Source organism: Rossellomorea vietnamensis (genome assembly GCF_008180415.1).
GTDB classification, from domain to species: Bacteria; Bacillota; Bacilli; order Bacillales; family Bacillaceae_B; genus Rossellomorea; species Rossellomorea vietnamensis_C.
In genome coordinates, this window is record NZ_VTEI01000001.1 from 118206 (window position 1) to 143830 (window position 25625).

24 protein-coding genes, 1 other RNA gene and 1 other annotated feature are annotated in these 25625 nt (G+C 43.6%); of the genes, 4 read left to right on the forward strand and 21 right to left on the reverse strand.

From position 1 onward, the window contains the following. Positions 1–274 precede the first annotated feature (274 nt). The 7 genes from FZC78_RS00600 to cymR form a co-directional block, all read right to left on the reverse strand. Entirely contained in the window at positions 275–415 is a 141-nt protein-coding gene (locus FZC78_RS00600) for a DUF3918 family protein (protein WP_148937763.1), read from the reverse strand. An 8-nt stretch (positions 416–423) separates the two neighbouring features. Continuing rightward, on the reverse strand, positions 424–612 hold the full coding sequence (locus tag FZC78_RS00605) for a hypothetical protein (RefSeq protein WP_148937764.1): 189 nt from the start codon (positions 610–612) through the stop codon (positions 424–426). Between the two features lie 213 nt (positions 613–825). Continuing rightward, the gene (gene recD2 / locus FZC78_RS00610; protein ID WP_148937765.1) at positions 826–3216 is read right to left on the reverse strand and encodes an SF1B family DNA helicase RecD2; all 2391 of its coding nucleotides are present in this window, start codon (positions 3214–3216) and stop codon (positions 826–828) included. 30 nt (positions 3217–3246) lie between these two features. Next, entirely contained in the window at positions 3247–3906 is a 660-nt protein-coding gene (locus tag FZC78_RS00615) for a tetratricopeptide repeat protein (RefSeq protein ID WP_148937766.1), read from the reverse strand. Between the two features lie 138 nt (positions 3907–4044). Continuing rightward, a complete protein-coding gene (gene mnmA / locus FZC78_RS00620) occupies positions 4045–5160 on the reverse strand; it encodes a tRNA 2-thiouridine(34) synthase MnmA (protein ID WP_148937767.1) in 1116 nt (371 codons plus the stop codon). A 137-nt stretch (positions 5161–5297) separates the two neighbouring features. Next, positions 5298–6440 (reverse strand): cysteine desulfurase family protein, encoded by a 1143-nt coding sequence (locus tag FZC78_RS00625; protein WP_148937768.1) that lies wholly within the window; start codon positions 6438–6440, stop codon positions 5298–5300. 14 nt (positions 6441–6454) lie between these two features. Then, the gene (gene cymR, locus FZC78_RS00630) at positions 6455–6874 is read right to left on the reverse strand and encodes a cysteine metabolism transcriptional regulator CymR (RefSeq protein WP_113927447.1); all 420 of its coding nucleotides are present in this window, start codon (positions 6872–6874) and stop codon (positions 6455–6457) included. Positions 6875–7638: 764 nt separating this feature from the next. Here cymR and FZC78_RS00635 point away from each other — a divergent pair. After that, positions 7639–8910: a replication-associated recombination protein A gene (locus FZC78_RS00635; protein ID WP_148937769.1), complete on the forward strand. Its 1272-nt coding sequence runs from the start codon at positions 7639–7641 to the stop codon at positions 8908–8910. A 44-nt stretch (positions 8911–8954) separates the two neighbouring features. Here FZC78_RS00635 and FZC78_RS23400 read toward each other — a convergent pair whose 3' ends face one another. The 6 genes from FZC78_RS23400 to FZC78_RS00660 form a co-directional block, all read right to left on the reverse strand. Continuing rightward, positions 8955–9113: a hypothetical protein gene (locus FZC78_RS23400; RefSeq protein ID WP_187444751.1), complete on the reverse strand. Its 159-nt coding sequence runs from the start codon at positions 9111–9113 to the stop codon at positions 8955–8957. 159 nt (positions 9114–9272) lie between these two features. After that, entirely contained in the window at positions 9273–10223 is a 951-nt protein-coding gene (locus FZC78_RS00640) for an ABC transporter permease (RefSeq protein WP_148937770.1), read from the reverse strand. Further along, the gene (locus FZC78_RS00645; protein ID WP_148937771.1) at positions 10216–11142 is read right to left on the reverse strand and encodes an ABC transporter ATP-binding protein; all 927 of its coding nucleotides are present in this window, start codon (positions 11140–11142) and stop codon (positions 10216–10218) included. Before FZC78_RS00645 ends, FZC78_RS00640 begins: the two co-directional genes overlap by 8 nt. Then, the gene (locus FZC78_RS00650) at positions 11139–11855 is read right to left on the reverse strand and encodes an ABC transporter ATP-binding protein (RefSeq protein WP_148937772.1); all 717 of its coding nucleotides are present in this window, start codon (positions 11853–11855) and stop codon (positions 11139–11141) included. Before FZC78_RS00650 ends, FZC78_RS00645 begins: the two co-directional genes overlap by 4 nt. Then, a complete protein-coding gene (locus tag FZC78_RS00655; protein WP_148937773.1) occupies positions 11852–12232 on the reverse strand; it encodes a GntR family transcriptional regulator in 381 nt (126 codons plus the stop codon). The genes FZC78_RS00650 and FZC78_RS00655 overlap by 4 nt, the downstream gene beginning before the upstream one ends. Positions 12233–12234: 2 nt before the next feature. Continuing rightward, positions 12235–12999, reverse strand: coding sequence for a hypothetical protein (locus tag FZC78_RS00660; RefSeq protein ID WP_148937774.1), 765 nt, complete (start codon positions 12997–12999; stop codon positions 12235–12237). A 166-nt stretch (positions 13000–13165) separates the two neighbouring features. On the opposite strand from FZC78_RS00660, the gene FZC78_RS00665 reads away from it, so the two are divergent. Next, a complete protein-coding gene (locus tag FZC78_RS00665; protein ID WP_148937775.1) occupies positions 13166–13591 on the forward strand; it encodes a hypothetical protein in 426 nt (141 codons plus the stop codon). Between the two features lie 258 nt (positions 13592–13849). Here the strand turns inward: FZC78_RS00665 and FZC78_RS00670 are convergent, their stop codons facing one another. The 5 genes from FZC78_RS00670 to FZC78_RS00690 form a co-directional block, all read right to left on the reverse strand. Next, a complete protein-coding gene (locus FZC78_RS00670) occupies positions 13850–14611 on the reverse strand; it encodes a tRNA threonylcarbamoyladenosine dehydratase (protein ID WP_148937776.1) in 762 nt (253 codons plus the stop codon). A gap of 477 nt (positions 14612–15088) precedes the next feature. Further along, positions 15089–15278: non-coding RNA, 6S RNA (gene ssrS / locus FZC78_RS00675), on the reverse strand. A 63-nt stretch (positions 15279–15341) separates the two neighbouring features. Further along, positions 15342–17108 (reverse strand): aspartate--tRNA ligase, encoded by a 1767-nt coding sequence (aspS, locus tag FZC78_RS00680; RefSeq protein WP_148937777.1) that lies wholly within the window; start codon positions 17106–17108, stop codon positions 15342–15344. Positions 17109–17121: 13 nt separating this feature from the next. Then, entirely contained in the window at positions 17122–18393 is a 1272-nt protein-coding gene (hisS, locus tag FZC78_RS00685; RefSeq protein ID WP_148937778.1) for a histidine--tRNA ligase, read from the reverse strand. 89 nt (positions 18394–18482) lie between these two features. After that, positions 18483–18712, reverse strand: a binding site (T-box leader). A gap of 69 nt (positions 18713–18781) precedes the next feature. Continuing rightward, the gene (locus FZC78_RS00690) at positions 18782–18958 is read right to left on the reverse strand and encodes an RNA polymerase subunit sigma-70 (RefSeq protein WP_148937779.1); all 177 of its coding nucleotides are present in this window, start codon (positions 18956–18958) and stop codon (positions 18782–18784) included. Positions 18959–19156: 198 nt separating this feature from the next. Between FZC78_RS00690 and FZC78_RS00695 the strand changes: the two genes are divergently transcribed. Further along, on the forward strand, positions 19157–20842 hold the full coding sequence (locus FZC78_RS00695; protein ID WP_187444752.1) for an SH3 domain-containing protein: 1686 nt from the start codon (positions 19157–19159) through the stop codon (positions 20840–20842). A gap of 541 nt (positions 20843–21383) precedes the next feature. Here the strand turns inward: FZC78_RS00695 and dtd are convergent. Together dtd and FZC78_RS00705 are read right to left on the reverse strand one after the other, a co-directional pair. Next, entirely contained in the window at positions 21384–21824 is a 441-nt protein-coding gene (gene dtd / locus FZC78_RS00700; protein WP_148937781.1) for a D-aminoacyl-tRNA deacylase, read from the reverse strand. Positions 21825–21839: 15 nt separating this feature from the next. Beyond that, positions 21840–24029: a RelA/SpoT family protein gene (locus tag FZC78_RS00705; RefSeq protein WP_148937782.1), complete on the reverse strand. Its 2190-nt coding sequence runs from the start codon at positions 24027–24029 to the stop codon at positions 21840–21842. A 363-nt stretch (positions 24030–24392) separates the two neighbouring features. Between FZC78_RS00705 and FZC78_RS00710 the strand changes: the two genes are divergently transcribed. Continuing rightward, positions 24393–24596, forward strand: coding sequence for a hypothetical protein (locus FZC78_RS00710; protein ID WP_148937783.1), 204 nt, complete (start codon positions 24393–24395; stop codon positions 24594–24596). Positions 24597–25102: 506 nt separating this feature from the next. On the opposite strand, the gene FZC78_RS00720 is transcribed toward FZC78_RS00710, so the two are convergent. After that, complete coding sequence (locus tag FZC78_RS00720) at positions 25103–25615, reverse strand: adenine phosphoribosyltransferase (RefSeq protein ID WP_148937784.1); 513 nt, start codon at positions 25613–25615, stop codon at positions 25103–25105. Positions 25616–25625: the final 10 nt, after the last annotated feature.

Consider the following 25625-nt stretch of genomic DNA (forward strand, 5'->3'; position numbering starts at 1 on the left):
TTTGAAAACGCTCGCCATGATTTAGCTTAAATAACCTGATAAGCAAGAAAGAAAAGTGCAGTTCTCCCTTTTCAAAAATAAAATTCTACCGAAAGCAACACAATTTATAAGCAATCAGCCACGGTCTTTGATACTCCTTAATGTGGGCAAAAAAATGCAAACCATTCAGGTAATAGGGTGGGATTTATAACGAGGGAAAATACAAGGGAAGATGCTGCACTTCTGGCTGAATTTAGATACTAAAAAAAACAGAGGGAAGAAATCCCCTCTGCTCTTAAAACATCTTTTTCATTTGTTTGCGCATTTTTTTCATATTTCTTCCGTTCATCATGTTTGAACGGCGAGAAGCCACTGTCGCAGCTATTCCCGCTCCGAATCCGATCATAGAGACCATTGTTTTGTTCAATGTGCCCACCTCTTCCTTTAACTTAATTGGCGGTCTTCCTCATCAAACAAATCATCCAATGAACTTAAAGTTCCATCTTCCTCGACCTGATGCGTGTGTATGACACCCTTTGTGATAGAAAGCTCAATAAAGCACTTCCAGCAGTAATACTGGTTAATGCCTATCTTGCCTATATCCTTGCTTTGACAATTTGGACATTTCATCATTCGGCCACCCCTTCAAATCCGTGGCAGAAACTGCTTTTCAGGCTTTTTGACAAACCTTGGATAAAAGTAGTTTTTTGCCCTGTTTTCCAGTAGCCATTATGTCCAAATTGTACAAAGCCTATTCAAATTCTTTCAAACGAGGAAGAACGGCGCCAGTAGATTCTAAAAAGCACCCGGGAGCTGTAATCCCCGGTACTTATATAGTTCGCCTACTTAAAGAAAATCATAAGGTGTAACGTTTTCCATTCCGATCATCGGGTCGGCTTGAAGCATTTCTTCCAGCGGATTTTTCGTCAGTTCATCCTCAGACTCCAAATCCTCGGTCACTTCAGACCCTATCTCCTTAAGCTTTTGGTAAAGAGTAGTCAGTCTTTGTACGTCTTCCTCTCGTTCCACACCCATTTTCAAGGCATGTTCCTCACCGCAGAGGATCAGCGCGTTACGGCTCCTTGTAATGGCTGTGTACAGCAGATTGCGGCGGAGCATCCTGAAGTAGCTTTTCACCACAGGCAGGATGACAATCGGAAATTCGCTTCCTTGTGACTTATGAATGGAACAGCAGTAAGCCAGTGTGATTTGATTTAACTCCTGACGGGTGTAGGTAACCTCATTCCCTTCAAAAGAAACGAGGACCATGTCCTGTTTTTCCGTATTCTCCTTGGCATAGAATATAGAAATCACTTCACCTATATCGCCGTTAAATACATTGCTTTCAGGCTGGTTGACAAGCTGCAGGACTTTGTCGCCAATCCGGTATTTTGTGTCACCGAAAGTAATTTCCTTCCGGGTGCCGTCATTGCTGTTGAAGATTTCCTGAAGCATGACGTTAAGGTTGTCGATTCCCGCAGGACCTCTGTACATCGGGGCGAGCACTTGGATATCCTTCGCACTGTACCCTTTCGTTTTAGCATTGGTGACCACCTTTTCCACCACTTCAGCAATCTGGGCGGTCGTGCATTTGATAAACGAGCGGTCCTTCTGAGGCTGAAGCAGGTTCGTTGGCAGCCTGCCTTCCTTCATTTCATGAGCCATCTCGATGATGGAGGAGCCTTCTTCCTGACGGTAAATATCTTTTAAACGAACTGTCGGAATCACTTCTGATTTAAGGAGATCTTTTAAAACCTGCCCAGGACCGACTGAAGGCAGCTGGTCTTCATCTCCAACAAGAATGACCTGTATATCATCAGGAAGTGCCTTGAACAGCTGATTGGCAAGCCAGGTATCGACCATGGACATTTCATCGACGATCAGCAGCTTGCCTTTAATTGTACGTTCTTCATCATAATCAAAACTGTCGGTGCCATTCCAGCCCAGAAGCCTGTGAATCGTACCAGCGGGAAGGCCGGTTGACTCTGTCATTCGTTTGGCAGCCCTTCCTGTAGGGGCGGCCAGCAGGACAGGAAATGGTTCATCCTTGTATTCTTTGGGATCAAGCGAACAGCCGTGCAGTTCAGCATACAGCTCGACGATTCCTTTAATAACCGTGGTTTTCCCTGTACCGGGACCTCCAGTCAAAAGCATCATCGGGGACATTAGAGCCGTCTCGATTGCTTCTTTTTGAGTTGGTGCATACTGGACGTTCAATCTCTCTTCCAGCCCGCCGAGCGCCATCAGGAACTCAGACTGAGGGAATTGATCCGTATATTGATCTTGAGAGAGCAGCTTATCAATGTTGGTGACCAGCCCTTTTTCAGCAAAATAAAGAGAAGGAAGGTACACCCTTTGTTCTTCGCCTTTAATTTTCCCCTCTTCTTCCAGTTTGATCACTTCAGCAGAGATATCATCAAAATTGATTCGTTCACTTTGGCTCTTTTCGAGCAGAGCTTTGACGTTTTTCAACAGTGTTTCCGCTTCAAGATATACATGTCCATCCTGCAGGCAATTTTGCTCAAGCGTATAGAGGCACCCAGCTTTAATCCGGTCAGGGTGATTTCCTGTGAGACCCAGCTTGCTGCCGAGTTCATCCGCACGCCCAAACCCGATCCCCTCAATATCCTCTACTAATTTATAAGGATTCCTCTGAAGGATTTCGAGAGTCTGTTCTTTGTATGCCTGGTAAATCTTCATGGAAATCTGGGGACCAAATCCATATCCATTCAGGCTGATCAATACTCTTTCCAGCCCCTGATGTTCCACTAAGGAATCATAAAGAGACTTGGCCTTTTCGGGAGGAAGTTTTGGAATATCATCAAGAAGGGATGGACTTTCCAAAATCTTGCTGATGGCATTTTCACCCAGCTGCTCCACAATTTTTTCAGCTGTTTTCTTTCCAATGCCTTTGAATAATTCACCGGACAGGTAGTCAACGATCCCCTGCTTCGTCTGAGGGATCTCTTTCTTGAAACGCTGTGCGAGGAATTGCATGCCAAACTTCGGGTGGTCCTTGAATGCTCCATGAAAGACATAGGTTTCCTGTTCATGAATTTTAGGGAAATGGCCGGTGACTACGGCCTCCTTGTCTTCATATTGGGCATTCGTGGACTCCACCCTGATCCTGATGACAGAATAGAGGTTGCTTTCATTGTGGAAGATGGTGACAAGATGCTTGCCTTTAACATAGATTTCATTTTCATCGAAAAGTTCTAAGGAGTCTTGCCTGCTCATTTAGAAACCCCCTTGTTTCCAAGTTAATTCTTAACTGTTAAGCTGATCGATCATTTTTAAGCCGTACCCTGCCAGCATGTGATCCGGCTGGACTTCAAGAGCTTTCTCAAAACAGCTTCTGGCTTTTTCGGCGTCATCAGAGTAGCCGGCATGTGCAACTCCGAGGTTATAGTAGGCATCTGCATGCTCAGGATCTTGTTCAACGACTGTTTCCAGCTGTTCAATGGCTTCTTTATAGGCTTCCGTTTTCGCCAGGCACAGGCCGTATTGAAAACGTGCTTCCGTATCTTCGCCGTTCAATTCGACACTTCTCATAAGGTAAGGAAGCGCAAGTCTCGGCTGCTCCAGATTCACAAGGCTGAGGCCCAGCATGAAGAAGACATCTTCGTTCTCCAGCCCTTTTTGGACCGCTGTCTCAAAAGCCTCTTTGCTAGCATCAAAATTTTCTCCATTGAAATAAAGGTTGCCAAGAGAGTAATAAGCGGATGCAGCATTCCCATCAAGAGATATCGCTCTCTTTAAGAATTTCTCGGCCTTCTCATTTTCTCCTACTGAAAGCAGGACATTTCCAAAGTTTATGTAGGCTACCGGATCTGTTGGGTTTTCTTCAATTGCCTCTGTAAAAAATGAGACTGCCTCTTCGATTTTTCCTTCTTGAAGCAGTTCGATTCCTTTTAAATTCTTATCCATATGTAAACACCTCTGGTTTGAATTATTTGTTACCTGTTTATGTCCCTAGTATATCATAACCACTTACTTCACTAAGAAAAGCAGCATTCAAAAAAACAAAAGGTTAACCAGAGAAAAATTCTGATTAACCTTTGTATATCATCCTACAAAATCAAGTTTTTTTCCATCCTTGAATATCTCATCAATTGTGCCGCCGCCCAGGCATTCGTCGCCATTGTAGAATACGACTGCTTGTCCAGGGGTTACAGCTCTTACAGGTTCTTTGAAAATCACCTTGGCATTGCCGTCCTGAAGGAGCTGTACTTTGACAGCATGGTCCTCCTGGCGGTAACGGAACTTGGCTGTGCATTCGAAATCTTCCAGCTTCGCAGTATCGGATGTCCAGCTGATATCCACCGCTTGAATGCTGTCCGAATAGAGTGCAGGATGGTCAAATCCTTGCTCAACGAAGAGGATGTTACGATCAAGTTCCTTGCCGATGACAAACCAAGGGTCACCAGCTCCACCGATTCCAAGCCCCTGCCTTTGGCCGATTGTATAGTACATCAGGCCGTCATGCCTGCCTTTTACTTCACCGTCCAGCGTTTCCATATTGCCTGGCTGTGCCGGCAGGTAGTTGCTTAGAAATTCTTTGAAATTTCGTTCGCCGATAAAGCAGATGCCTGTACTGTCTTTTTTGGATGCTGTCGCAAGCTCTGCTTTCTTAGCAATTTCCCTTACTTCTTTTTTATCAATGGAACCAATCGGGAACATTACTTTTTCCAGCTGCTCCTGTCCCAGTTGATTAAGGAAATAGGTTTGGTCTTTATTGGAGTCCTTGCCGCGAAGCATTTTGCACTCTCCATCACGGTATTCGACCTGGGCGTAGTGCCCGGTAGCCAGGTAGTCGGCACCAAGCTTTAGTGCATGTTCCAGGAATGCCTTGAACTTGATTTCTTTATTGCACATGACATCAGGGTTCGGAGTGCGCCCTGCTTTATATTCATCAAGGAAGTAGGTAAACACCTTATCCCAATATTGCTTTTCAAAATTGACGGCATAGTAAGGGATGCCGATCTGGTTGCAGACCCTGATCACATCTTCGTAATCTTCAGTCGCGGTACAGACTCCGTTTTCATCGGTGTCATCCCAGTTCTTCATGAAAATGCCGATAACATCATATCCCTGTTCTTTCAATAAAAGTGCTGCGACGGAGGAATCCACGCCTCCTGACATGCCGACGACCACTCTAGTATCTTTAGGTTCCTTCTTCACAAAAGGCACCTCCTTTATCTATTATAAAGGCAAAATAATCACACGTTTATTGCCTATGTTCTTTTATGCTTTGCTTTCAAAACAATAGAAAGATTTTAATACAAAGAAAGCAGTTAGACAAGAGATTGAACTCTGCCTTATTTTCTCAGACGGTTGACAATCTTACTGACTTCTCTTCCTGCATAGATGATATCTTCCTCGGTATTGCCGATGCCGAAGCTGAAGCGGATGGAATTCCGCAAGCGCTCAGAATCCTTGCCGAACATGGCGAGCAGTACATGAGAAGGTTCAATTGACCCGGCCGTACACGCTGATCCGCTTGATACCGCAATCCCTGCAAGGTCCAGATTCACAAGCATCGATTCGACATCAGTGCCCGGAAAACTCAGGTTGAGCACATGGGGAAGCGATTGTTCCAGGCTTCCATTCAGGTAAAATTCAACATTCTCTTCTTTTAGAATATCAATCAGGATACCCTTAAACGCTATATATTCTTCTGTCTTTTTATCCATCTCTTCCTGTGAAAGCTTGATCGCTTCGGCCATTCCGACTAATGAGGGCAGATTTTCGGTTCCTGCCCGCCTTTTTCTCTCTTGTTCCCCTCCGAATGTCTTGGCCTCAAGGGGTACATTCTTTCTGGCATATAGAAATCCGACACCTTTTGGACCATTGATTTTATGTGCGGAAATGGAAAGCAGGTCGATGTTTTCCTCTTCCACATCAATTTTCTTCATACCAAAAGCCTGTACGGCATCTGTATGCAATAAACTGCCTCTGCTTCGGACCAATTTCCCGATTTCGGAGATCGGCTGTACGGTCCCCACTTCATTATTGCCATACATGATGCTGACCAGGATGGTATCCTCTCTTAAAGCAGACTCGACATCCTTGATAGAAACACGCCCTTGTTCATCCACAGGCAAATAGGTTATTTCGAACCCTTCCTTCTCCAGCTGTGCACAAGTGTGGAGAACGGCATGGTGCTCAATTGAGGAAGTAATGATATGCCTTCCTTTTTCTTTAAGAGCATGGGCCGCACCGGAAAGAGCCAGGTTATCTGCCTCCGTTCCTCCGCTGGTGAAGATGATTTCATTGAAACCGGCACCTATGCTTTTTGCGGCAGCCATGCGTGCGCTGTCAAGCTTTTGTCTGGCATCTCTTCCTGAAGCATGTATGCTGGATGGATTGCCGAACGTCCCTTTCATTGCTTCTGTCATTACATCGATTACACGGGGATCCATTGGGGAGGTTGCCGCATTATCGAGATAAATCGTCTTCATTGTCATTCCCCCCATTAAATATAAAACATATAAGCATCTGACTCGCCTTCGTCCGTATAGCCTGCCAGATCTTCAATTGTTGTATTGTCCAATACTTCTTTTACAGCGTCCCTGATGCGCATCCACAGTTCACGCTTTGCCGGTTCCTCGTCTTCTATTCCTTCAACCGGGGAAATCGGGCCTTCAAGGATCCTTATAATATCTCCGGCTGTAATCTCGGATGGTTCATGACCAAGCACGTACCCTCCATAGGCGCCTCTGATACTTTTGACCAGTCCTGCATTTCTTAATGGTGCCACGAGTTGTTCAAGGTAGTGTTCAGATAAGTTTTGAGCCTTAGCAATCGACTTCAGGGATGTTGGTCCCTCTCCATGGCGCTTTGCCAGCTCTATCATAATTGTCAAACCATAGCGTCCCTTGGTAGAAATCTTCATAGTTTTCGCCCCTCAATCTATCTTTATACAATGCTTTTTACGTAAAATGTTATATGGTTGATTTCAAAAAAAATATTCTTCTAAAGTGGCTATTAAAAACGAGTTGATCCCCTCTCCAATCAACGCCAGAAAACAGATTGGAATAGCGAACAACAACATTCAGTAAAGAACCTAAAAAATATTCCGCCTGCCCATACAACTTATAGCAGAATTTCTGCATTGTGCAAAACATCTATTAAACAAATCAAAGATATAAATAATTCATTTTCTCTTAGTAACTTTTGTCATTATAGCATAATCAACGGTTGCTGTTAAAAATCGTTTTCCTTAAAGGCTCTTTTCAAACTTTGCTGCTATTTCTATTTAGTCTCAAAAATAAGATCATAAAAATCCTGACTAACATGGGTGAAAAGAGCTGCTCACACCATTTAGAGAGAAAAACCTTAGTATTCAGGGTAATCCGAAAGCAACAATCAATTTGAAAACTGCATTTTAAAAGTCTGCTGCTTTTAGATACTATTTTAACCCCTCCCTTTTCGCTTAGAGAGATTGGAGCAAGCGGAAGACGTACGACCTCCTGCGGGACTAGCGGGATAGTTCCAGCACCTAGCCCCGCGGAGTCGTGCGGCTGGAGCGGAAATCGTTTCCTTTCAAGAGCCAAATCTTTGTAAAAACAGTCGCCTTAAAAGAGCCTTCATTTCAAAAAAAGCCGACAGTATGATAAATTAGTACAATAATGAGAACGCCAGTTTGGAGAGATGGAAATGAGTATCAAACCGTTGGCCTACCGGATGAGGCCCCGTACAATCAGCGAAGTCATCGGCCAGCAGCATCTCGTTGGCGAAGGGAAGATCATTGACCGCATGGTGAAGGCCAGGCAGCTTTCTTCCATGATCCTCTATGGTCCGCCCGGCATTGGAAAGACTTCCATTGCCAGTGCCATAGCAGGAAGCACCAATTACGCCTTCAGAACACTCAATGCCGTTACGAATAATAAAAAAGATATAGCCGTAGTTGCGGAAGAAGCCAAAATGTCGGGAAAGGTCATTCTTCTATTAGATGAGGTGCATCGCCTGGATAAAGCGAAACAGGATTTCCTGCTGCCTTATCTGGAAAACGGAATGATTACCCTCATTGGAGCAACAACCAGTAACCCTTATCATGCCATTAACCCGGCAATCCGTTCACGCTGTCAGATTTTCGAATTGAAGCCGCTCTCTGTCGATGACATGAAAACAGCCTTGGTAAATGCGATTGGGGATGAAGAACGCGGACTTGGCAAGAAGAATGTTTCGGTCGGAGAGGAGGCTCTCACGCATCTTGCTCAGGCAAGCAACGGGGATGTAAGAAGTTCATTGAACGCTCTGGAATTGGCTGTCCTTTCAACTCAACCTTCTGAGGATGGCAGAATCGAAGTCACAGTTGGAATTGCAGAAGAGTGCCTTCAGAAAAAGAGCTTTTCTCACGATAAAGATGGAGACGCACACTATGATGTATTAAGTGGTTTCCAGAAATCCATCAGGGGCAGTGATGTGAATGCGGCCCTCCACTATTTAGGCAGGCTCGTTGAAGCAGGAGACCTGCCGAGCATTTCAAGGAGACTCCTGGTCATTGCCTATGAAGATATTGGGCTCGCAAGCCCACAGGCAGGACAGCGGACATTGGCAGCGGTAGAAACCGCTGAAAAAATCGGTTTTCCTGAAGCAAGAATTCCACTTGCCAATGCTGTCATCGAGCTATGCCTGTCCCCGAAATCGAATTCTGCCATCAGTGCCATCGATGCTGCTTTGAAAGACATTCGAAGCGGCCGTAATGGAGAGGTGCCTGCTCACCTTAAAGATGCCCATTACGCTGGTGCAAAAGAACTTGGAAGAGGAATAGAGTATAAGTTTCCGCATGATTATCCATCAGGCTGGGTCAAGCAGCAGTATCTTCCTGATGTTTTGAAAAATGCCCGCTATTACGAGCCAAAAGATACAGGGAAATTCGAATCTGCCATATCGCAGGTGTACAAAAAGATTATGGGACAAAAGTAATTTAGGAGGGCACAGGCAGCCCTCCTCTTTTTTTACTTTGTGGATTATCGGGTAAACCACCAAACGAAAAATAAAATAACTGCTGCAATGAACCAGATAAGTGCGATTACATGTTTTCTTTCCGTTTTTTTCTTTTTAGAAAACCCAGCAGCTGCACCACTCATTAAAGCAATAGCTATTGCTGCCCAAGTCCAAAAAGACATAGAACCTCTCCCTTTCTTAAAATTCATAAGAAATACTTGTTAAGTATCCACCCAAAAACGAGTAAGATTTGAGATAAAAACAAAACGCCCTGCACCAAATCACAGGACGTTTCAAATGTCATTTATAGGTGAGCCACTCCAAAAATGCGTCTAATTGCCTTATGCCGCCACGTCGCGCTTGTTAAAGACGATAAACGCGAGAAGATGGAAAATGACAAAGTAGATGAGCAAGACCGTAATAGAAAATCCTAAGGTCATATCTTCCACTAGTTTCGGCACAGCCCCCGTATACATTCTCAGATCAGTATTCGCAAACAAACTGTATTTTGCCCAATCGTATTTCATAGCCACGAAGTTTGTTGCCGTACTTCCCATGAACAAGAGGAACAAGGAGATACCAATGGCAAGGGAACTGCTTCTGAATACAGCAGAAATCATGAAGGCCATTGTCGCCATCATTGTAATACTTATCGTGCTTAACAGATAGTTTTTAATAGAGTAAAACAGCATACTTTGCTCTTCCACGGTCCCATTTATATAAACAAGATGCGGTTGACTTCCTCCTCCACCAAAAAATATTGCCCCCACAATTGCCGAAAGAACAAACAAGGTGACTAACAGGGCCATTCCAAAGAGCAGGACAGTTAGATATTTGGATAGAAGGATTTTGGTTCTCGATATTGGTCTTATCAGCAAAAGCTTGATCGTTCCCCAGGTAAATTCACCTGCAACAATTCCTGCAGCAATAATAATGGCAAATAGTCCGACAATATCGATAAAGTTGGCATTAAAGTTAACAAATGACCACATATTTTCTCCGCTTACAGGTTCGATTTCATTCTCAAGTCTATATTCATTAATGGCGATTCTTTCTTCCGCCAACTGTTTGTTAAAGGCGGGCATACCTGGATTTTCTTCAAGGATCTGCTTATCACCTTCAATGTTCGCTTGAGCTTCCTGCTTCCAATCTCCTTCAGGTGTATCGGCTGCTCCAATAAATTTCATGGCGGATCCTGCACCAATGACTAACAAAACGAGAAGCCCAATCATGACATACGTTCCAGGGCGGCTGAATATTTTAATCCACTCATTTTTAATCAGGTTAAACATTTAAGGTGTCCCCCTTTTCATTCGTAATTTCCAGGAATCGGTCTTCAAGGGTTTTGCTGACCGCCATCACGGAATAGATATCAATATTATGCTGTACCAGGGTACTGATCAGTTCAGGCACTTGCTCTTTTGCTAAAGCGACTTGCACTTTCCCATCTGTGAGTCCGTGCTGAAGGTCCGGGTAGGCATCGGTGATTACAGCCGCAGCTTTTTCTGCTTCTCCAAGTTCAAGCTGATAAACGAGCTCAGTGCCCTGCACAAAATCCTTCACTTGCTGAACATCGACAAGTTTTCCTTTTTGTATGATCCCAATCCGGTCACACATCATTTCCATTTCAGAGAGCAAGTGGCTTGATACAATGACCGCCATACCGGTCTCCCTTGCCAGCCTGCGGATATAATCGCGGATTTCGCGGATACCGGCTGGATCAAGTCCATTTGTTGGTTCGTCCAGGATCAGCAATTTAGGATTGTGAAGCAGACATTGGGCAATCCCGAGCCTCTGCCTCATCCCCAAAGAATACGTCTTCACTTTATCGTGAATTCGGTCTGAAAGCCCTACGAGTTCCACCACTTCTTTTATTCTCTCGTCAGTAATGCCTTTGTGCATCCGGGCAAAATGTTTCAGGTTTTTATACCCGGACAGAAATTTATACAACTCAGGGTTTTCCACGATTGCTCCAATGTCTTTTATGGCCCCTTCATAGTTGCTCTTTACACTCACGCCATTGACCACGACGTCGCCCTCGGTGATTCCCATAAGGCCCACGATCATTCTGATTGTTGTCGTTTTCCCGGCACCATTCGGCCCTAGAAATCCAAATACTTCGCCTTCCAATACACTAAATGAAAGTGAATCAATGATTTTCTTGCCTCTGATCACCTTGGAAACGTTTTTTAATTCCAATACTGTTTTCAATTTTCTTCCCCCTTCAATTCATTCTTTGTGTTTAACTTCAGCCACTCCATTACCGATATTCCTCTTTCTTCTCTTAACTCCTCGACAATGCAGTGACCTTTTACAATTCCATCCTGAAGGATATAGGCTTCATCCAGAAGAGCCTCAATTTCATTTATTTCATGAGTCGCTATGATGACTGTCTGGGTTTCAAAGTCGATAAAGGATAAAAGACTTCTGACAATCGAATCCCTGACCATGGGGTCCAACCCGGAAAATGGCTCATCAAGCAGCAGAAGGTCCGTTTTCCTCGAGAGAACGAGGACAAGCTTAAGCCTTCCTCTCTTTCCTTTTGAGAGCTGCTTGATTTTCACTCTTGGCTGCAGCTCCATGTATTCCAAAAGTTGGAGCGCTTTTTCTTTATCAAAATCGTGAAATTGGGTTTCATAGAAATCAATCATATTTTCAACAGAGAAGGTATCATAAAACATATCAAGTTCTGTTAAGTATCCAACCTTTACTGCTGCTTTTCTCGTCACTGCCTCGCCATCAATCGTCACTGTGCCCAAAGAAGGATATACAAGGCCGGCCAGGAGCTTAAGCGTGCTGGACTTGCCGCTTCCATTTGGTCCAAGCAAACCGTAAATCTTGCCGGTTTCAAATGACAAATCCACATTTTTTAATGCGAAGCTGTTTCCATATTTCTTGCTTACATCATTTAATTCTGCACTCATGAGCTCTTCCCTCCTTCATCCTTTATATAAGAGGAAAGATCGTCGAGTATTTTTTCCTCCGAAATCCCCAGCTGCCGCATGCTGTCAAGAAAACTGTCCATGATTTCCCGCTGGACTTTATTTTTCAACTCCTGAAAAAGTTCTTCTTGTTCTGTCACAAAGGTCCCCTGCCCCCGCTTTGTTTCCACCACTTCCATCCTCTCCAACTCACTGTAAGTTCTTTGAATTGTGTTCGGGTTGACTCCCGACTTAACAGCCATTTCCCGGACAGACGGCAGTTTCTCACCCGGAGTAAGTTCTCTTCTAACGATGCTGACGATGATTTTATCTGCAATCTGCATATAAATCGGTTTTGCTGCTTTGTATTCTTCTGTCATGACTAAACCTCTACCTTTCGTTCCAGTATCCAGCTGGCTGCCAGAAAGATCACTGCCGCCAGGATGGCATACAGCAGAAAAGGAATCACAGGAAGATGTATAAAGTCACTCCCGGTTGTAAAGTTTTCCGGCCCCACTTCAATGAAGAAGTGCCCCTTGACTTTTACAGTCCAAAGATTGGTGAATTCCCTGAACCAATCCATTGTCAAAGCGAGCGATGCAATGATCTGATATAAAACGAAAATCAGTACAAGGATAAACCAGCGGAATTTCTTCAGCAGAGGTGCTTTTCCCAGACCATAGTACACTGTCCAGTAAAAGAAAACCCAGCAGGAAAAATAAATCGCACTTGAGGTGACCGCGATATTAAAAAAGATACTTTCTCTCCACGGCACAAATAAAATTTCAGCGCTTTGCCAAGACAAGCTGATGACTCCAAGAAGATCGACCACCAGAAGCGATAAAATTGAATAGCTCAGTGCCACGGTCAATTTGGAAAGCAGCAGTTTCCACCCTGGTTGGATTGTATAGAGCCAAAGCTGAGTTCTGCCTTCGACCATCAGCATACTCAAAAGAATCAAAGGCATAAAAATAAGATGTGACAGCCCTTCCAAAAACACAACTAGTATTGAAAATTCCATGACGTTGTAATAACCAGCAAAACTGACTCCCACTATAAAGAAAAAAATAAGCAGAGCTAACCAGCCGAAGAACCAGAACCGGGATATCGAATAATCTTTCTGAAGCAATCCAATAAATGCTTTCATATTTGCCTCCTGTAGTAGTGTTCTAGTTAGATAGTACACCAATACACTATATCAAGTCAACAACAGTTTTTCGTTTTTTAAAGTTCCTTCCTAAAGGCTGCTGGGATAGCTGAATTTATTTTTCACATAATAAAGAGACAGCCGCTTATGTATTGGAGGTGTTCCTATGGATAAGGCTGATGAAAAAAAGAAAAAATGGACAGAAGAGGAAGAAAGAATTCTCTCCGATATCGTCCTATCCTTCACTATTGGAGGAAAGACACAAAGAGAGGCATTTGAAAAGGCTGCTCATACTATTGGACGAACACCGGGAGCTTGCAGTTTCAGGTGGAATAATAAATTGAAAAGTAATTTCAATACCGACGAAGATACCAATGTATTGAAACAACCCACATTGGCAGACTGTATTACTTTCCTGAAAACATTGGAGACGGATGAAGGTTTGATTGCAGAGAATACAAGGTTGAAGGAAGAGCAGGCTGAACTTAAGAAGAGGCTGCACAATGAAGAGGAAACGTTCGTTGAATTGAAAAAACGGCATAAAGTATTGCTGTTTCAGATTGATACTCTGAATACTTCACTTCATTCTTAGAAAAGCTGTTTTCTCATGAATTGTTGCTTTTGGAAAAACAAGTGCCCGGATTTCCCCCGTTGAAATCGAAGTTTTTCTTTCTAAGAAGGAAGATTGGCTGGAGCAGGGTTTTTTCGCTCTAATCACCATGCTAGTTACTTACTCTCTTCTTTCAGCTTACAAGGTTATTTTCGCTCTATTAAGGCGATCATATCAAAATTCATATGAATGTTTAAAAAAAGATTCTAAAAAAAAGCTGCCAATGGCAGCTTTTTTGCATCAATCATTTACTCTTTTAATTTCGATGGAAGAAAGAAGTTCACTGATCACATGGCTTGCAGCAATCAACCCGGCCACTGAAGGAACAAATGCGTTTGAGGACGGCGGAATCTTTGCCTTCCTGATCTTCGCATCTTCTTTACCGACTTCCTGCCTGATTTCCTCTCTGATGACAATCGGGCTCTCATCTGAAAAGATAACCTTAACCCCTTTGTGGATTCCTTCTTTTCTTAACCGGGTACGAATTACTTTGGCAATTGGATCTGTATGTGTTTTGGAAATATCCTTAATCATAAAACGTGTAGGATCCGTCTTATTGGCTGCTCCCATGGAAGAGATCAACGGGATGTCCCTCTGGAGGCATTCTTTTATAAGATGAATCTTATACGAGATAGTGTCAGAGGCATCCACAACAAAATCCAAGCCATAACTGAAGAACTCCTCATAGGTTTCTTCTGTATAGAACATTTTCAAAGAAATCACTTCACACTCTGGATTGATATCCTTTATGCGTTCTTTCATGAGATCTGCTTTAGGCTTGCCGACTGTTGAAAGCAGGGCGTGAAGCTGCCTGTTGATATTCGTTATATCCACATCATCTTTATCTACAAGAACAAGCCGCCCTACTCCAGAACGTGCAAGAGCTTCAGCTGCAAAAGAGCCGACACCGCCGATTCCCAGAACAGCCACAGTGCTGTTCTTCATAATATCCAAGCCTTCCTTACCGATTGCTAATTCATTTCGCGAAAACTGGTGTAACAATTAAATCATCTCCGTTATAAGAAGTTTCAATGTATGATTACTGAAATAAGAATAAACGATGGTCCGCTTTAATGCAACCTATCCTATAGGAATAATGTTTCTAAAGCATTTTTTCAAATGGCTCTGTTAAAGACTATTATTGTAATTAAAGGGTACATTGACTTCCGTTCCAGGCGCACGACTCCGCGGGGCGGGAACCCGGCCTCTTCGGCTTCGGTCAGAACCCACTTAATAATACTCTCTCCTGACCGAAGTGGAACCGACTTCAGACATATCTCAGCCAAAAATTCTATATACTGACCGATGCGGGCCAACTTTCAAGCTTTTCTCCATAATTTCATTCACTCATATATATCCATAAACCTAAACCAGAAAAAATATCATACTTACTGCACTACATCTTCATTTTACCCTCAGAATACACAAAAAAACCCCTTGCCGAAGCAAGAGGCAGTAACATTCAATATAGTAGTTTAACAAAGTCCCGATCGTGCCGTCGCTGAGGATCTATCGTTTTGAACCCGCACTCAGCAGGTGGGTGCCTTGTTCCATAGCTTTATTAGTCCTCCAGCCAGAGGCATTAACGCCGCTTGAAAACGTCAGGCTCCCGTAGATAGAAATGTTCGGTCAAAACTAATAGGTAAAACAACGAACACATCAGGACTTTGTTAAGATGTTATAAAAATAATATCACAATTATCAATTAATATCAATTTTAACCGGTTAGGTCTTATTCACCATTTTTCAGTCTTAACCCAAGTTCGTCCAGCTGGGCTGTATCTACTTCACTTGGAGCGGCTGTCAGCAGATCACTTGCGCTCGCTGTTTTAGGGAAAGCAATTGTGTCCCTTAGATTGCTTCTGCCGGCGAGAAGCATTACCAGCCTGTCTAGTCCAAGTGCAATTCCCCCATGAGGAGGTGTGCCGTATTCAAAAGCTTCCAGCAAGAAGCCGAATTGTTCCTGAGCCTCTTCCTTAGAGAAACCAAGGACTTCAAACATTTTTTCCTGAACGTCACGCTCATAGATACGAAGTGATCCTCCGCCGAGCTCGTAGCCATTCAGAACAAGGTCGTATGCTTGAGCGCGGACTTTGGCCGGCTCTGTCTCAAGCATCTCCACTTCACTTCTTACCGGCATTGTGAATGGATGATGGGCAGCATAGTAGCGTCCATCTTCCTCATCATACTCAAGCAGCGGCCAGTCTGTCACCCATAGGAAGTTGAACTTGCTTTCGTCGATTAGACCCAATTCTTTTCCCAGTTTCATTCTCAAAGCACCCAGTGCGTCTGCAACAACTGATTTTTTGTCAGCCACAAACAGCAGGAGGTCGCCTTGTTGAGCAGATGCATACTCTCTTAAAGAAGATTGTTCTTCAGGAGAGAAGAATTTTGAAATCGGCCCTTTTAATTCTGCTTCTTCAACTTTCATCCAAGCAAGGCCTTTTGCTCCGTAACGGCTTGTGAATTCAGTCAATCCATCTATGTCTTTGCGGGAGTACTTTTCAGCTCCTCCCTTAACATTAATCAATTTAACCTCTCCGCCGTTGGCAACTGTGCTGGCGAATACTTTGAACCCTGAATCTTTAACTGATTCAGAAACATCGACCAGCTCCATAGCGAAACGAGTATCCGGTTTATCTGAACCATACCGGCTCATGGCATCCTGGTAAGTCATCCGAGGAAATGCCTCAGTGATGTTCATTCCTTTTACGTCCTTCATCAGCTTCTGCATCATCTTTTCAACCAGCGCGATGATTTCCTCTTGATCCATGAAACTCATTTCGATATCAATCTGAGTGAATTCCGGCTGGCGGTCAGCACGTAAATCTTCATCGCGGAAGCAGCGGGCAATTTGGTAGTAGCGGTCGAAGCCGGATACCATCAGCAGCTGTTTAAAAATTTGCGGCGACTGAGGCAGTGCGTAAAATTCACCAGGGTGCACTCTGCTTGGAACCAGGTAATCACGGGCGCCTTCCGGAGTGCTCTTAGTCAGGATCGGCGTTTCGACATCTAGGAAATCATTTTCACTTAAGAAGTCACGAAATGACTTGGTTACATCGCTTCTCATCTGGAACGTGTCCAGCATCGCTTTTCTTCTTAGATCCAGGTAGCGGTACTTTAATCGAAGTTCCTCAGAAACCTCTTTTCCATCTCCAATGACAAATGGGGGTGTCTTGGCTTCATTGATGATTTCCACTTCTTCCACATGGATTTCAATTTTGCCGGTCTTAAGATTTTCATTCACTGTTCCTTCTTCCCTTGCTGAAACAATGCCGGTTACAGAAAGAACGAATTCGTTCCTGATTTTTTCAGCAGAAGCCAATGCCTCGCTTGATGTTTCCGGGTTGAAAACTATTTGAACGATGCCTTTCCGGTCCCTCAAATCGATGAAAATCAAGCCGCCAAGATCTCTCCGTTTTTGCACCCATCCCTTTAGTGTCACTTTTTCACCGATGAATTTCTCAGTCACTTCTCCGCAATATACTGTTCTTCTCATATGCTACTCCTCCTTAACCGCGATGGTTTTTAACCTCTTCAACAAATACATCTAAATCTACCAGCTTTTGTTCACCTGTGCTCATGTCCTTCAGATTGATTTTGTTTTCTTTCAACTCATCTTCACCCAGCACAGCTACAAGCTTGGCATTCATTCTGTCGGCAGATTTGAACTGTGCCTTTACTTTGCGGTCAAGATAATCCTTCTCTGCCGATAGTCCGGCCTGGCGAAGCTTATGCAGCAGTTTCACTGAATAATCCTTCGCTTCTTCTCCCATCGTGACGATGTAGCAGTCCATTTCAGGCTCGACCGGCAATTCCACTCCCTCTGCTTCCAGAGCGGACAACAGCCGTTCGATGCTGAAAGCGAATCCGATACCAGGCGTTTCAGGTCCGCCAATCATTTCAACAAGGCCATTGTAACGGCCGCCGCCGCATAAAGTGGTGATGGCACCAAAACCTTCAGCCTTGCTCATGATTTCAAATGCGGTATGATTATAATAATCCAGCCCCCTCACGAGTGTTGGATCCACTTCAAAAGGAATTTCCATTGCTTTCAAGTATTTTTGTACTTTTTCAAAATATTGTTTCGATTCTTCATTCAGAAAATCTAAAATAGAAGGTGCAGTTTTCATCAATTCGTGATCACAGTCTTTCTTACAGTCCAAAATTCTTAATGGATTCTTCGCGAGCCGGTTCTGGCAGTCGCTGCAGAACTCGCCGATCCGCGGCTGGAAGTGAGCCATCAGTGCTTCACGATGCGCGTTACGGCTTTCATTATCTCCCAGTGTATTGATCACAAGTTTTAGCTCTTTCAAACCAAGCTTACTGTAAATTTCCATTGCAACCGAAATGACTTCTGCGTCAATAGAAGGATCTTCACTACCCAACGCTTCAATCCCGAATTGTACAAACTGGCGGTAGCGTCCTGCCTGTGGTCTCTCATAACGGAACATCGGTCCAGTGTAGAACAGTTTGACAGGCTGGCCGGCATAGCCAAACATTTTATTCTGTACATAAGAGCGCACAACTGAAGCTGTTCCTTCAGGCCTTAAAGCAAGGCTTCTTCCACCCTGATCTTCAAAAACATACATCTCTTTCTGGACGATGTCTGTCGTATCGCCCACACCTCTCAAGAATAATTCGCTTAATTCAAAGATTGGTGTGCGGATTTCTTCATATTGATAGTTTGAACAGATATCGGCTGCTGTTTTTTCAACATACTGCCATTTGACTGAATCTGACGGCAGTATATCCTGCGTACCGCGAGGAATTTGAATAGACATAAAATGGAACCCCTTCCCTGATTAACAAATAATTTTCCCACACTTTGGAAAAAACCAATAAAAAAAGCCCTCCATCCCTTGTAAAATATACAAGGGACGAGAGCTTTGGATTCCCGTGGTGCCACCCTAATTGAAGCAATGAATTGCTTCCACTTAGCCAGTTAACGCCTGGTACGTTCCCGCCTTGGATATAAATCGTTCAGCAGGAATCCTCCGGAGTGTTCATTCACTGAACCAGTATGCAGAAATGCTTTCAGCCGAGGCATTTCCTCTCTTTACACCTGTTATTTCAGTTACTATGCTCCATCAACAGTATAGTTCGTATAGTTATTTTATTTCTATAATAATACGGATGGCTCACTGAGTTGTCAAGGGATTCTACAAATATTTACGACCGTTCCATTTTCTTTTTTAATTGACGGACCCCTGCCAAGGTTAACCCGAATTCTGAAGCCAATTCATAGCTGTCGGCATTCTTCTCTTTTTCCAAGAAACTATGGAAGTTGACGCCAAACAGCTGATTCTCCCCGTTGAAACTGCTCAAGCCTTTTTCACTCGCTCTCATCTGGTACCCACCCTTTCCTCTTATCTTGTTACATATCATTTCCAAACCAGAGAAATTTCTTTCATCTAAAAGGATTTTTCTTATTTACGAAGAATTATTTCATAGACTATACTGGATAAATATCCCGCAAATCAGGTGGTGTTTTTAATCAAAAAATTACTTTACTCATTCATCGTTTCTTTTTTGCTGATGAACTCGATGCCTGCGCTAAATGCTGAAAAAGCTATTGCACAGGAAAAGGCCATCATCATCAATACTGAATCGCTGAATGTCAGGAACGGTCCGGGCCTGAGTTTTTCAGTAGCCAAACAAGTACATAAGGGAGATGAGTTCCAAGTCGTTTCCAGTGAGAACGACTGGTACGAAATCAAGTTGAATTCCTCCAAAACAGGATGGGTCGCCAACTGGCTGGTTACGCTTAAGGCTGGCTCAAGTGCCAAGAAAGGGACTGTCACCGAAGATGGACTTAGAGTCAGAGATGGTGCCGGTACAAACTACTCAGTCGTTGCGGCCCTGAATAATGGAGAAGAAGTCAGTATCACAGAGGAACAAGGGAACTGGTATAAGATTTCTGCAGGCTCAATTGCAGGATGGGTCCACAAAGATTACATAGCAGGGGATGCTCCCGAAACAGAGGATTCTGAGACAGTGAGTAACGTGCAGCCTGATAATTGGACTGGCATATCAACCGACAATTCGTTAAATGTCCGAAATTCACCGGGACTCCATGGCAGCATCATCGGAAAATTGAACAAAGGAGATAAAGTTTCGGTCACCGGAAGTGTATCAGGATGGTTCCGCATTGAATTCGGCGGTATTGAAGGATGGGTAAGCAGCCAGTACATAGAAAAACCATCGTCAGCCAGCAAACCGCCCGCTAATCAGGTTTCTTACGGAAAAGTTATAATTAACTCCTTAAACATCAGGGAAAATGCCAATCTAAATGGGAAAGTAGTCGGTTCAGTCAAACAAGGCGAGGTATATGAAATCCTTGAAGAAAAAAATAATTGGTACAAGCTTTCGCTCAAGGGTGGGAAAACAGGATGGGCTGCTGGTTGGTATATGGAAAAAACAGTTGCAGAAAAACCTCAAAAACAACAGAGCACCCGCAAAGCGGAAGAGGTTCAAATTCTTTATAACGGAACGAATTTAAGAAGCTCAGCGTTTACTAATTCAGCAATCGTTGCCAGGGCTTCTTCAGGAGAAACTTTTCCTATCAAGAAAAAGACAGGAGAATGGTATGAAGTTTCGTTAAAAAATGGACAAACGGGATTTGTAGCAAGCTGGATTGTTTCTGTGTCTGGATCTTCGGATTCAGCGCCTGTAAACAAGCCGAAAAGTGGAGGCCTTAAAGGAAAGACCATCCTGATCGACCCGGGTCATGGCGGCCGTGACAGCGGGACCATCGGCTATAGAGGCACATTTGAGAAAGATCTTACGCTGTCCACCTCTCAAATACTCTATGATCTGCTGAAGAAGGCTGGTGCCGATGTAATTCTAACAAGAAATGACGATTCATACTCCTCTCTTAACACCAGGGTTGCCCTGGCACATTACCACGATAGCGATGCTTTCATCAGCATACACTATGACAGTATTAGTGATTCATCCGTTAAAGGATATACCGCCTATTATTATCATCAATATCAAAAGGAACTATCTCAAACAGTTCTAGGCAGCCTGGTCAAAAGTCTCTCATCAAGAAACAGAGGGCTGAAGCAAGGGGATTATTTTGTAATAAGGGAAAACAAACAGCCTGCTGTACTATTGGAATTGGGATACCTCAGCAATCCATCAGAGGAAGCATTGACGAGGACACACAGTTTTCAGGATATGGCTGCAAGAAGTATCTATAATGGATTGGATGAGTATTTTTCTGAATAAAAAAACGCAAGCTCTAAGGTAACATACTCAGCCCGGTACGCTGAAAGTTTGAAGGGGCTTATCTTTTTATAAACAGTAAATCAAAACCACCAGTGCGCGCATTGGTGGTTTTTTCTGCGGCTGGAGGCATCTGAATATATCGTCTCTAGCAATTTATTCTCTATGAAGTTTTTCAAGAAATAAGGGGAGAAATTCCACTTATTTAAGAAATTGCACGAGAAACAGTTAAATTAAGCGGAGGAATTCCCCTTATTCTCCTAAAACATGCGAAAATGGTTCATGTCACTGTGCTTAAGGGGAAACATTCCGCTTATATACCCCAAAATCAATTATAATCCCCAGCTTAAGCGGAAAAATTCCGCTTATTTTTATAGGCTTATTCATATCCTTCACAGACATACTTTCTGCTGAAATGAATCCCCAGGGAAACCTGCTTTAATACCTCGCTGTAAGCTATCTAGAACCCCCTGCATAGCTAGAAAGTTTTCAGGGCCATAAAAAGGGATGAAGAGTATTAATCTTCATCCCTTTTTATATCATATCATGGACTCTCAATAATCAAGGTTACAGGGCCGTCATTCGTCAGCTTCACATCCATCATGCTGCCGAAGACACCTGTTTCCACCTTGACCCCTTTTCTTGTTAATTGTTCATTGAAGTAGTCATAAATCTCTTCTGCCTGCTGCGGCTTAGCCGCACCCATGAAGTTAGGACGCCTGCCTTTTCTGCAATCACCATACAATGTGAATTGAGAAACAGAAAGGATCTCTCCTCCCGCATCAAGAAGAGATCGATTCATTTTTCCTTCTTCATCTTCAAACACTCGGAGGTTTACAATTTTATCAGCCAGCCAGTCTGCATCTTTTTTGTCGTCTTCATGAGTGACACCAACCAGCAGCACAAAACCCGATTTGATTTCACCGCTCAATTTTCCTTCTGCAGTCACAGAGGCTTCACGGCTTCGTTGAAGTACTACTTTCATTTCATTTAAAACTCCTTAGTTCATGATCCTTCTAACAGCATAGATATCTGAAATCTGCTTGATTCTTTCTACCACTCTATGCAAGTGGGAAATATTTTGAATAGAGATTGACATATTAATCGTTGCCATTTTGTTTCGGTCAGATTTCCCGCTCACTGCAGAGATATTGGTCTTCGTTTCATTGACTGCCTGAAGCACTTCATTCAGTAAGCCTCTGCGGTCAAATCCGGAGATTTCAATATCCACGTTATATTCCTTGCGGTTTGGAAAGTCACTTTCCCATTCAACAGGTATCAATCGCTGCTCTGCATTATCGGCTGATACATTTGTACAGTCTGATCGATGAACAGAGACGCCGCGGCCCTTGGTTATGAATCCAATGATCTCATCTCCGGGAACTGGATTACAGCATCGGGAAAGCCTGATCAAGAGATTATCAATCCCTTTTACTTGAACTCCTGCATCCCGCTTGCGCTTAGCAGGCTGTGCTTTCAGCTCGGTAATAGTATCCTCAAGGGACTCTTCCTGATCGCGTTTCTTTCTCAGCTTTTCTGTCAGCCTGTTCGCTATCTGAGCAGCCGTAATACCACTGTAGCCAACCGCGGCGTACATATCCTCTTCATTTGAAAAGTTGAATTTTTCCGATACACGGGAAACATTTTCCGGAGTCAGGACTTCTTTAAGGTCGAATTCAAGATTCTTGATTTCTTTTTCAACAAGCTCCCTGCCCTTTTCAATGTTTTCTTCACGCTGCTGTTTTTTGAAAAATGTTTTGATTTTGTTCTTCGCTTGTGATGTCTGCGCCAGCTTCAGCCAGTCTTTGCTCGGACCATAGGAATGCTTGGAAGTAAGAATTTCAATAATATCCCCGGTGTGAAGCTTATAATCAAGGGTCACCATTTTTCCGTTCACTTTTGCCCCGATCGTCTTGTTCCCGATTTCCGAGTGGATACGGTAAGCAAAGTCTATCGGCACTGAGCCAGCAGGCAGTTCAATCACATCGCCTTTAGGGGTGAAAATAAAGACCATATCAGAAAATAAGTCGATTTTCAGTGACTCCATGAATTCTTCAGCATTGGCGGATTCATTTTGAAATTCAAGAATTTCCCTGAACCACGTTAGTTTCTTCTCCAGCGTCGCTTTCTCATCGACATTCTGTCCTTCTTTATACGCCCAGTGAGCAGCAACACCGTATTCTGCAATCTGATGCATCTCGGATGTTCTGATCTGGACTTCAAGAGGATCGCCTTTCGGGCCAATGACCGTTGTATGCAGGGATTGATACATATTTGGTTTTGGCATGGCGATATAATCTTTGAAACGGCCAGGCATCGGCTTCCAGCAGGTATGGATGATTCCCAGGACTGCATAACAATCCTTAATACTGTCAACAACGATACGCACCGCGAGCAAATCATAGATCTCATTGAACTGCTTATTCTGAAGAGCCATCTTTCTGTATATGCTGTATATATGCTTAGGCCTTCCTGATATATCAGCTTCGATATTCACTTCGCTCATACTTGTTTTCACTTCATCGATGACTTCTTCCAAATACTGTTCCCGCTCCGCTCTTTTCTTTTTCATCAGATTGACGATGCGGTAGTATTGCTGTGGATTCAAGTAACGAAGTGCCGTATCTTCCAATTCCCACTTGATTTTTGAAATCCCGAGCCTGTGGGCCAGCGGAGCAAAGATTTCCAGCGTCTCATTGGATATCCTCCTCTGTTTTTCGCTGGGAAGATGCTTCAGTGTCCTCATATTATGGAGGCGGTCTGCAAGCTTGATCAAGATGACACGGATGTCCTGGGCCATAGCCACAAACATTTTCCTATGGTTTTCTGCCTGCTGCTCTTCCTGGGATTTATACTTGATCTTCCCAAGCTTTGTGACACCGTCGACGAGCATGGCAACTTCTTTTCCAAAGTTGCTTTCCATCTCTTCAAGCGTAATGCCGGTATCTTCGACAACATCATGCAAAAATCCCGCGGCTACCGTAGAAGGATCCATCTCAAGATCTGCAAGGATTCCCGCTACCTGGATCGGATGGATGATATATGGCTCGCCGGACTTGCGGAATTGCTCTTTATGGGCTTCCTTAGCAAACTCATATGCCTTTCTTACAAGCTTGACATCTTCTTCTGTCAAATATTCACTTGTGCGTTTTACGACCTCTTCAGGGGTCAATATCTGATCTTTTGCCATCAGCAAAATCACCTTTGCAATATATTAAATTCAATCTTTCAGCCCGGTTTTTATCTATTATAAATGGCCCGGCACGAAAAATGAACTCAGGTTCATAATAAAAAAGCGTATTGTATACTATTATCAAAAAAAATAGAAGATATGTAAAGCCCTCACCCCTAAAAAAGGCTGTTTTTGTCGAAAAATATTTACCATTTAAAAATAAAGCGCTTTCTTTCGTAAAAAGTGAAAGCGGCCCGAACAGCTCCGACAGGCAAATGTTCCGAAGAGAAAAAAAGGCGGGCTTTCCTTTTATTCTCTTCGGGTTATTTGACCCCGAGGAGCTGGCCGCTGAAACTGGATTGATTAAAAAGTGGAAGCGCCTTGTTCAGCCCCGACAGGCAAATGTTCTCAAGAGAAGAAAAGGAGGTTTTCCCTTTTATTCTCTTCGGGTTATTTGACCCCGAGGAGCTGGCCGCTGGAACTGGATTGATTATAAAGTGGAAGCGCCTTGATCAGCCCCGACAGGCAAATGTTCTCAAGAGAAGAAAAGGCGGTTTTCCCTTTTCTTCTCTTGAGGTTATTTGACCCCGAGGGCTAGGCGCTGAAACTGGATTGATTATAAAGTGGAAGCGGCCCGAACAGCTCCGACAGGCAAATGTTCTCAAGAGTAAAAAAGGCGGGCTTTCCTTTTATTCTCTTCGGGTTACTTGACCCCGAGAAGCTAGGCGCTGGATTGATTATAAAGAGGAAGCGCCTTGATCAGCTCCGACAGGCAAATGTCCTTGAATTTAATTTCGATAGTAACAAACTTATTCCTGCAATCCGGAAAGTATATTAGCTCCGCTGACTAAGAAGTTTTTCTAAAAGTAGTGTTTGTAATCGAATAACGCTTTTATCAATGGCTCCCTTTATTACGAGATATGTAAAATTTGATTTTTAACAGCAAGGAAAAGGGGAATCAGCTGAGGGTTGATGCCGGTGAGCAGACGGGAGAACCAGATTGCATTCATCCAGCTAAGAGGTGTCTATATTAAACAATAAAAGGACTGGGCATGCCGAGTCCTTTTATATGTGCGATTCAGTTAGAAAACTTAGTATTGCATAAGTGTCATGATATCATAGCCGTCCAGCTTATCGCGGCCATCCAGGTATGTCAGTTCGATAAGGAATGCAGTACCCGCAACAATCCCGCCTAATTCTTCAACCAGCTTGATAGTGGCTTCAATTGTTCCGCCGGTAGCCAGCAGGTCATCAGTGATGAGGACGCGCTGACCTGGCTTGATGGCATCCTTATGAATTGTCAGAGCGTCTTTGCCATATTCAAGGCCGTACTCGACTTTGACCGTTTCACGCGGCAGTTTGCCTGGCTTACGGACAGGTGCAAATCCTACCCCAAGTGAATAAGCAACCGGGCAGCCGATGATGAAGCCTCTTGCCTCAGGCCCGACAATTAGATCGATTTCTTTTTCTTTTGCATATTCAACGATTTTATCAGTAGCATATCTATACGCATCGCCGTTATCCATCAACGTAGTGATATCTTTGAATCTAATGCCCTCTTTCGGCCAATCCTCGACGATTGTTACGTATTGTTTTAAGTCCATGCTTAAAAGT

Bases quoted from the DNA above. Each gene is read 5' to 3' on its own strand.
- FZC78_RS00605 (WP_148937764.1), bottom strand. From the start codon at position 612: ATGATGAAATGTCCAAATTGTCAAAGCAAGGATATAGGCAAGATAGGC.
- recD2 (WP_148937765.1), bottom strand. From the start codon at position 3,216: ATGAGCAGGCAAGACTCCTTAGAACTTTTCGATGAAAATGAAATCTAT.
- FZC78_RS00615 (WP_148937766.1), bottom strand. From the start codon at position 3,906: ATGGATAAGAATTTAAAAGGAATCGAACTGCTTCAAGAAGGAAAAATC.
- FZC78_RS00625 (WP_148937768.1), bottom strand. From the start codon at position 6,440: ATGAAGACGATTTATCTCGATAATGCGGCAACCTCCCCAATGGATCCC.
- cymR (WP_113927447.1), bottom strand. From the start codon at position 6,874: ATGAAGATTTCTACCAAGGGACGCTATGGTTTGACAATTATGATAGAG.
- FZC78_RS00635 (WP_148937769.1), top strand. From the start codon at position 7,639: ATGAGTATCAAACCGTTGGCCTACCGGATGAGGCCCCGTACAATCAGC.
- FZC78_RS23400 (WP_187444751.1), bottom strand. From the start codon at position 9,113: ATGTCTTTTTGGACTTGGGCAGCAATAGCTATTGCTTTAATGAGTGGT.
- FZC78_RS00640 (WP_148937770.1), bottom strand. From the start codon at position 10,223: ATGTTTAACCTGATTAAAAATGAGTGGATTAAAATATTCAGCCGCCCT.
- FZC78_RS00650 (WP_148937772.1), bottom strand. From the start codon at position 11,855: ATGAGTGCAGAATTAAATGATGTAAGCAAGAAATATGGAAACAGCTTC.
- FZC78_RS00655 (WP_148937773.1), bottom strand. From the start codon at position 12,232: ATGACAGAAGAATACAAAGCAGCAAAACCGATTTATATGCAGATTGCA.
- FZC78_RS00660 (WP_148937774.1), bottom strand. From the start codon at position 12,999: ATGAAAGCATTTATTGGATTGCTTCAGAAAGATTATTCGATATCCCGG.
- FZC78_RS00665 (WP_148937775.1), top strand. From the start codon at position 13,166: ATGGATAAGGCTGATGAAAAAAAGAAAAAATGGACAGAAGAGGAAGAA.
- aspS (WP_148937777.1), bottom strand. From the start codon at position 17,108: ATGAGAAGAACAGTATATTGCGGAGAAGTGACTGAGAAATTCATCGGT.
- hisS (WP_148937778.1), bottom strand. From the start codon at position 18,393: ATGTCTATTCAAATTCCTCGCGGTACGCAGGATATACTGCCGTCAGAT.
- FZC78_RS00690 (WP_148937779.1), bottom strand. From the start codon at position 18,958: ATGAGAGCGAGTGAAAAAGGCTTGAGCAGTTTCAACGGGGAGAATCAG.
- FZC78_RS00695 (WP_187444752.1), top strand. From the start codon at position 19,157: ATGCCTGCGCTAAATGCTGAAAAAGCTATTGCACAGGAAAAGGCCATC.
- dtd (WP_148937781.1), bottom strand. From the start codon at position 21,824: ATGAAAGTAGTACTTCAACGAAGCCGTGAAGCCTCTGTGACTGCAGAA.
- FZC78_RS00705 (WP_148937782.1), bottom strand. From the start codon at position 24,029: ATGGCAAAAGATCAGATATTGACCCCTGAAGAGGTCGTAAAACGCACA.
- FZC78_RS00720 (WP_148937784.1), bottom strand. From the start codon at position 25,615: ATGGACTTAAAACAATACGTAACAATCGTCGAGGATTGGCCGAAAGAG.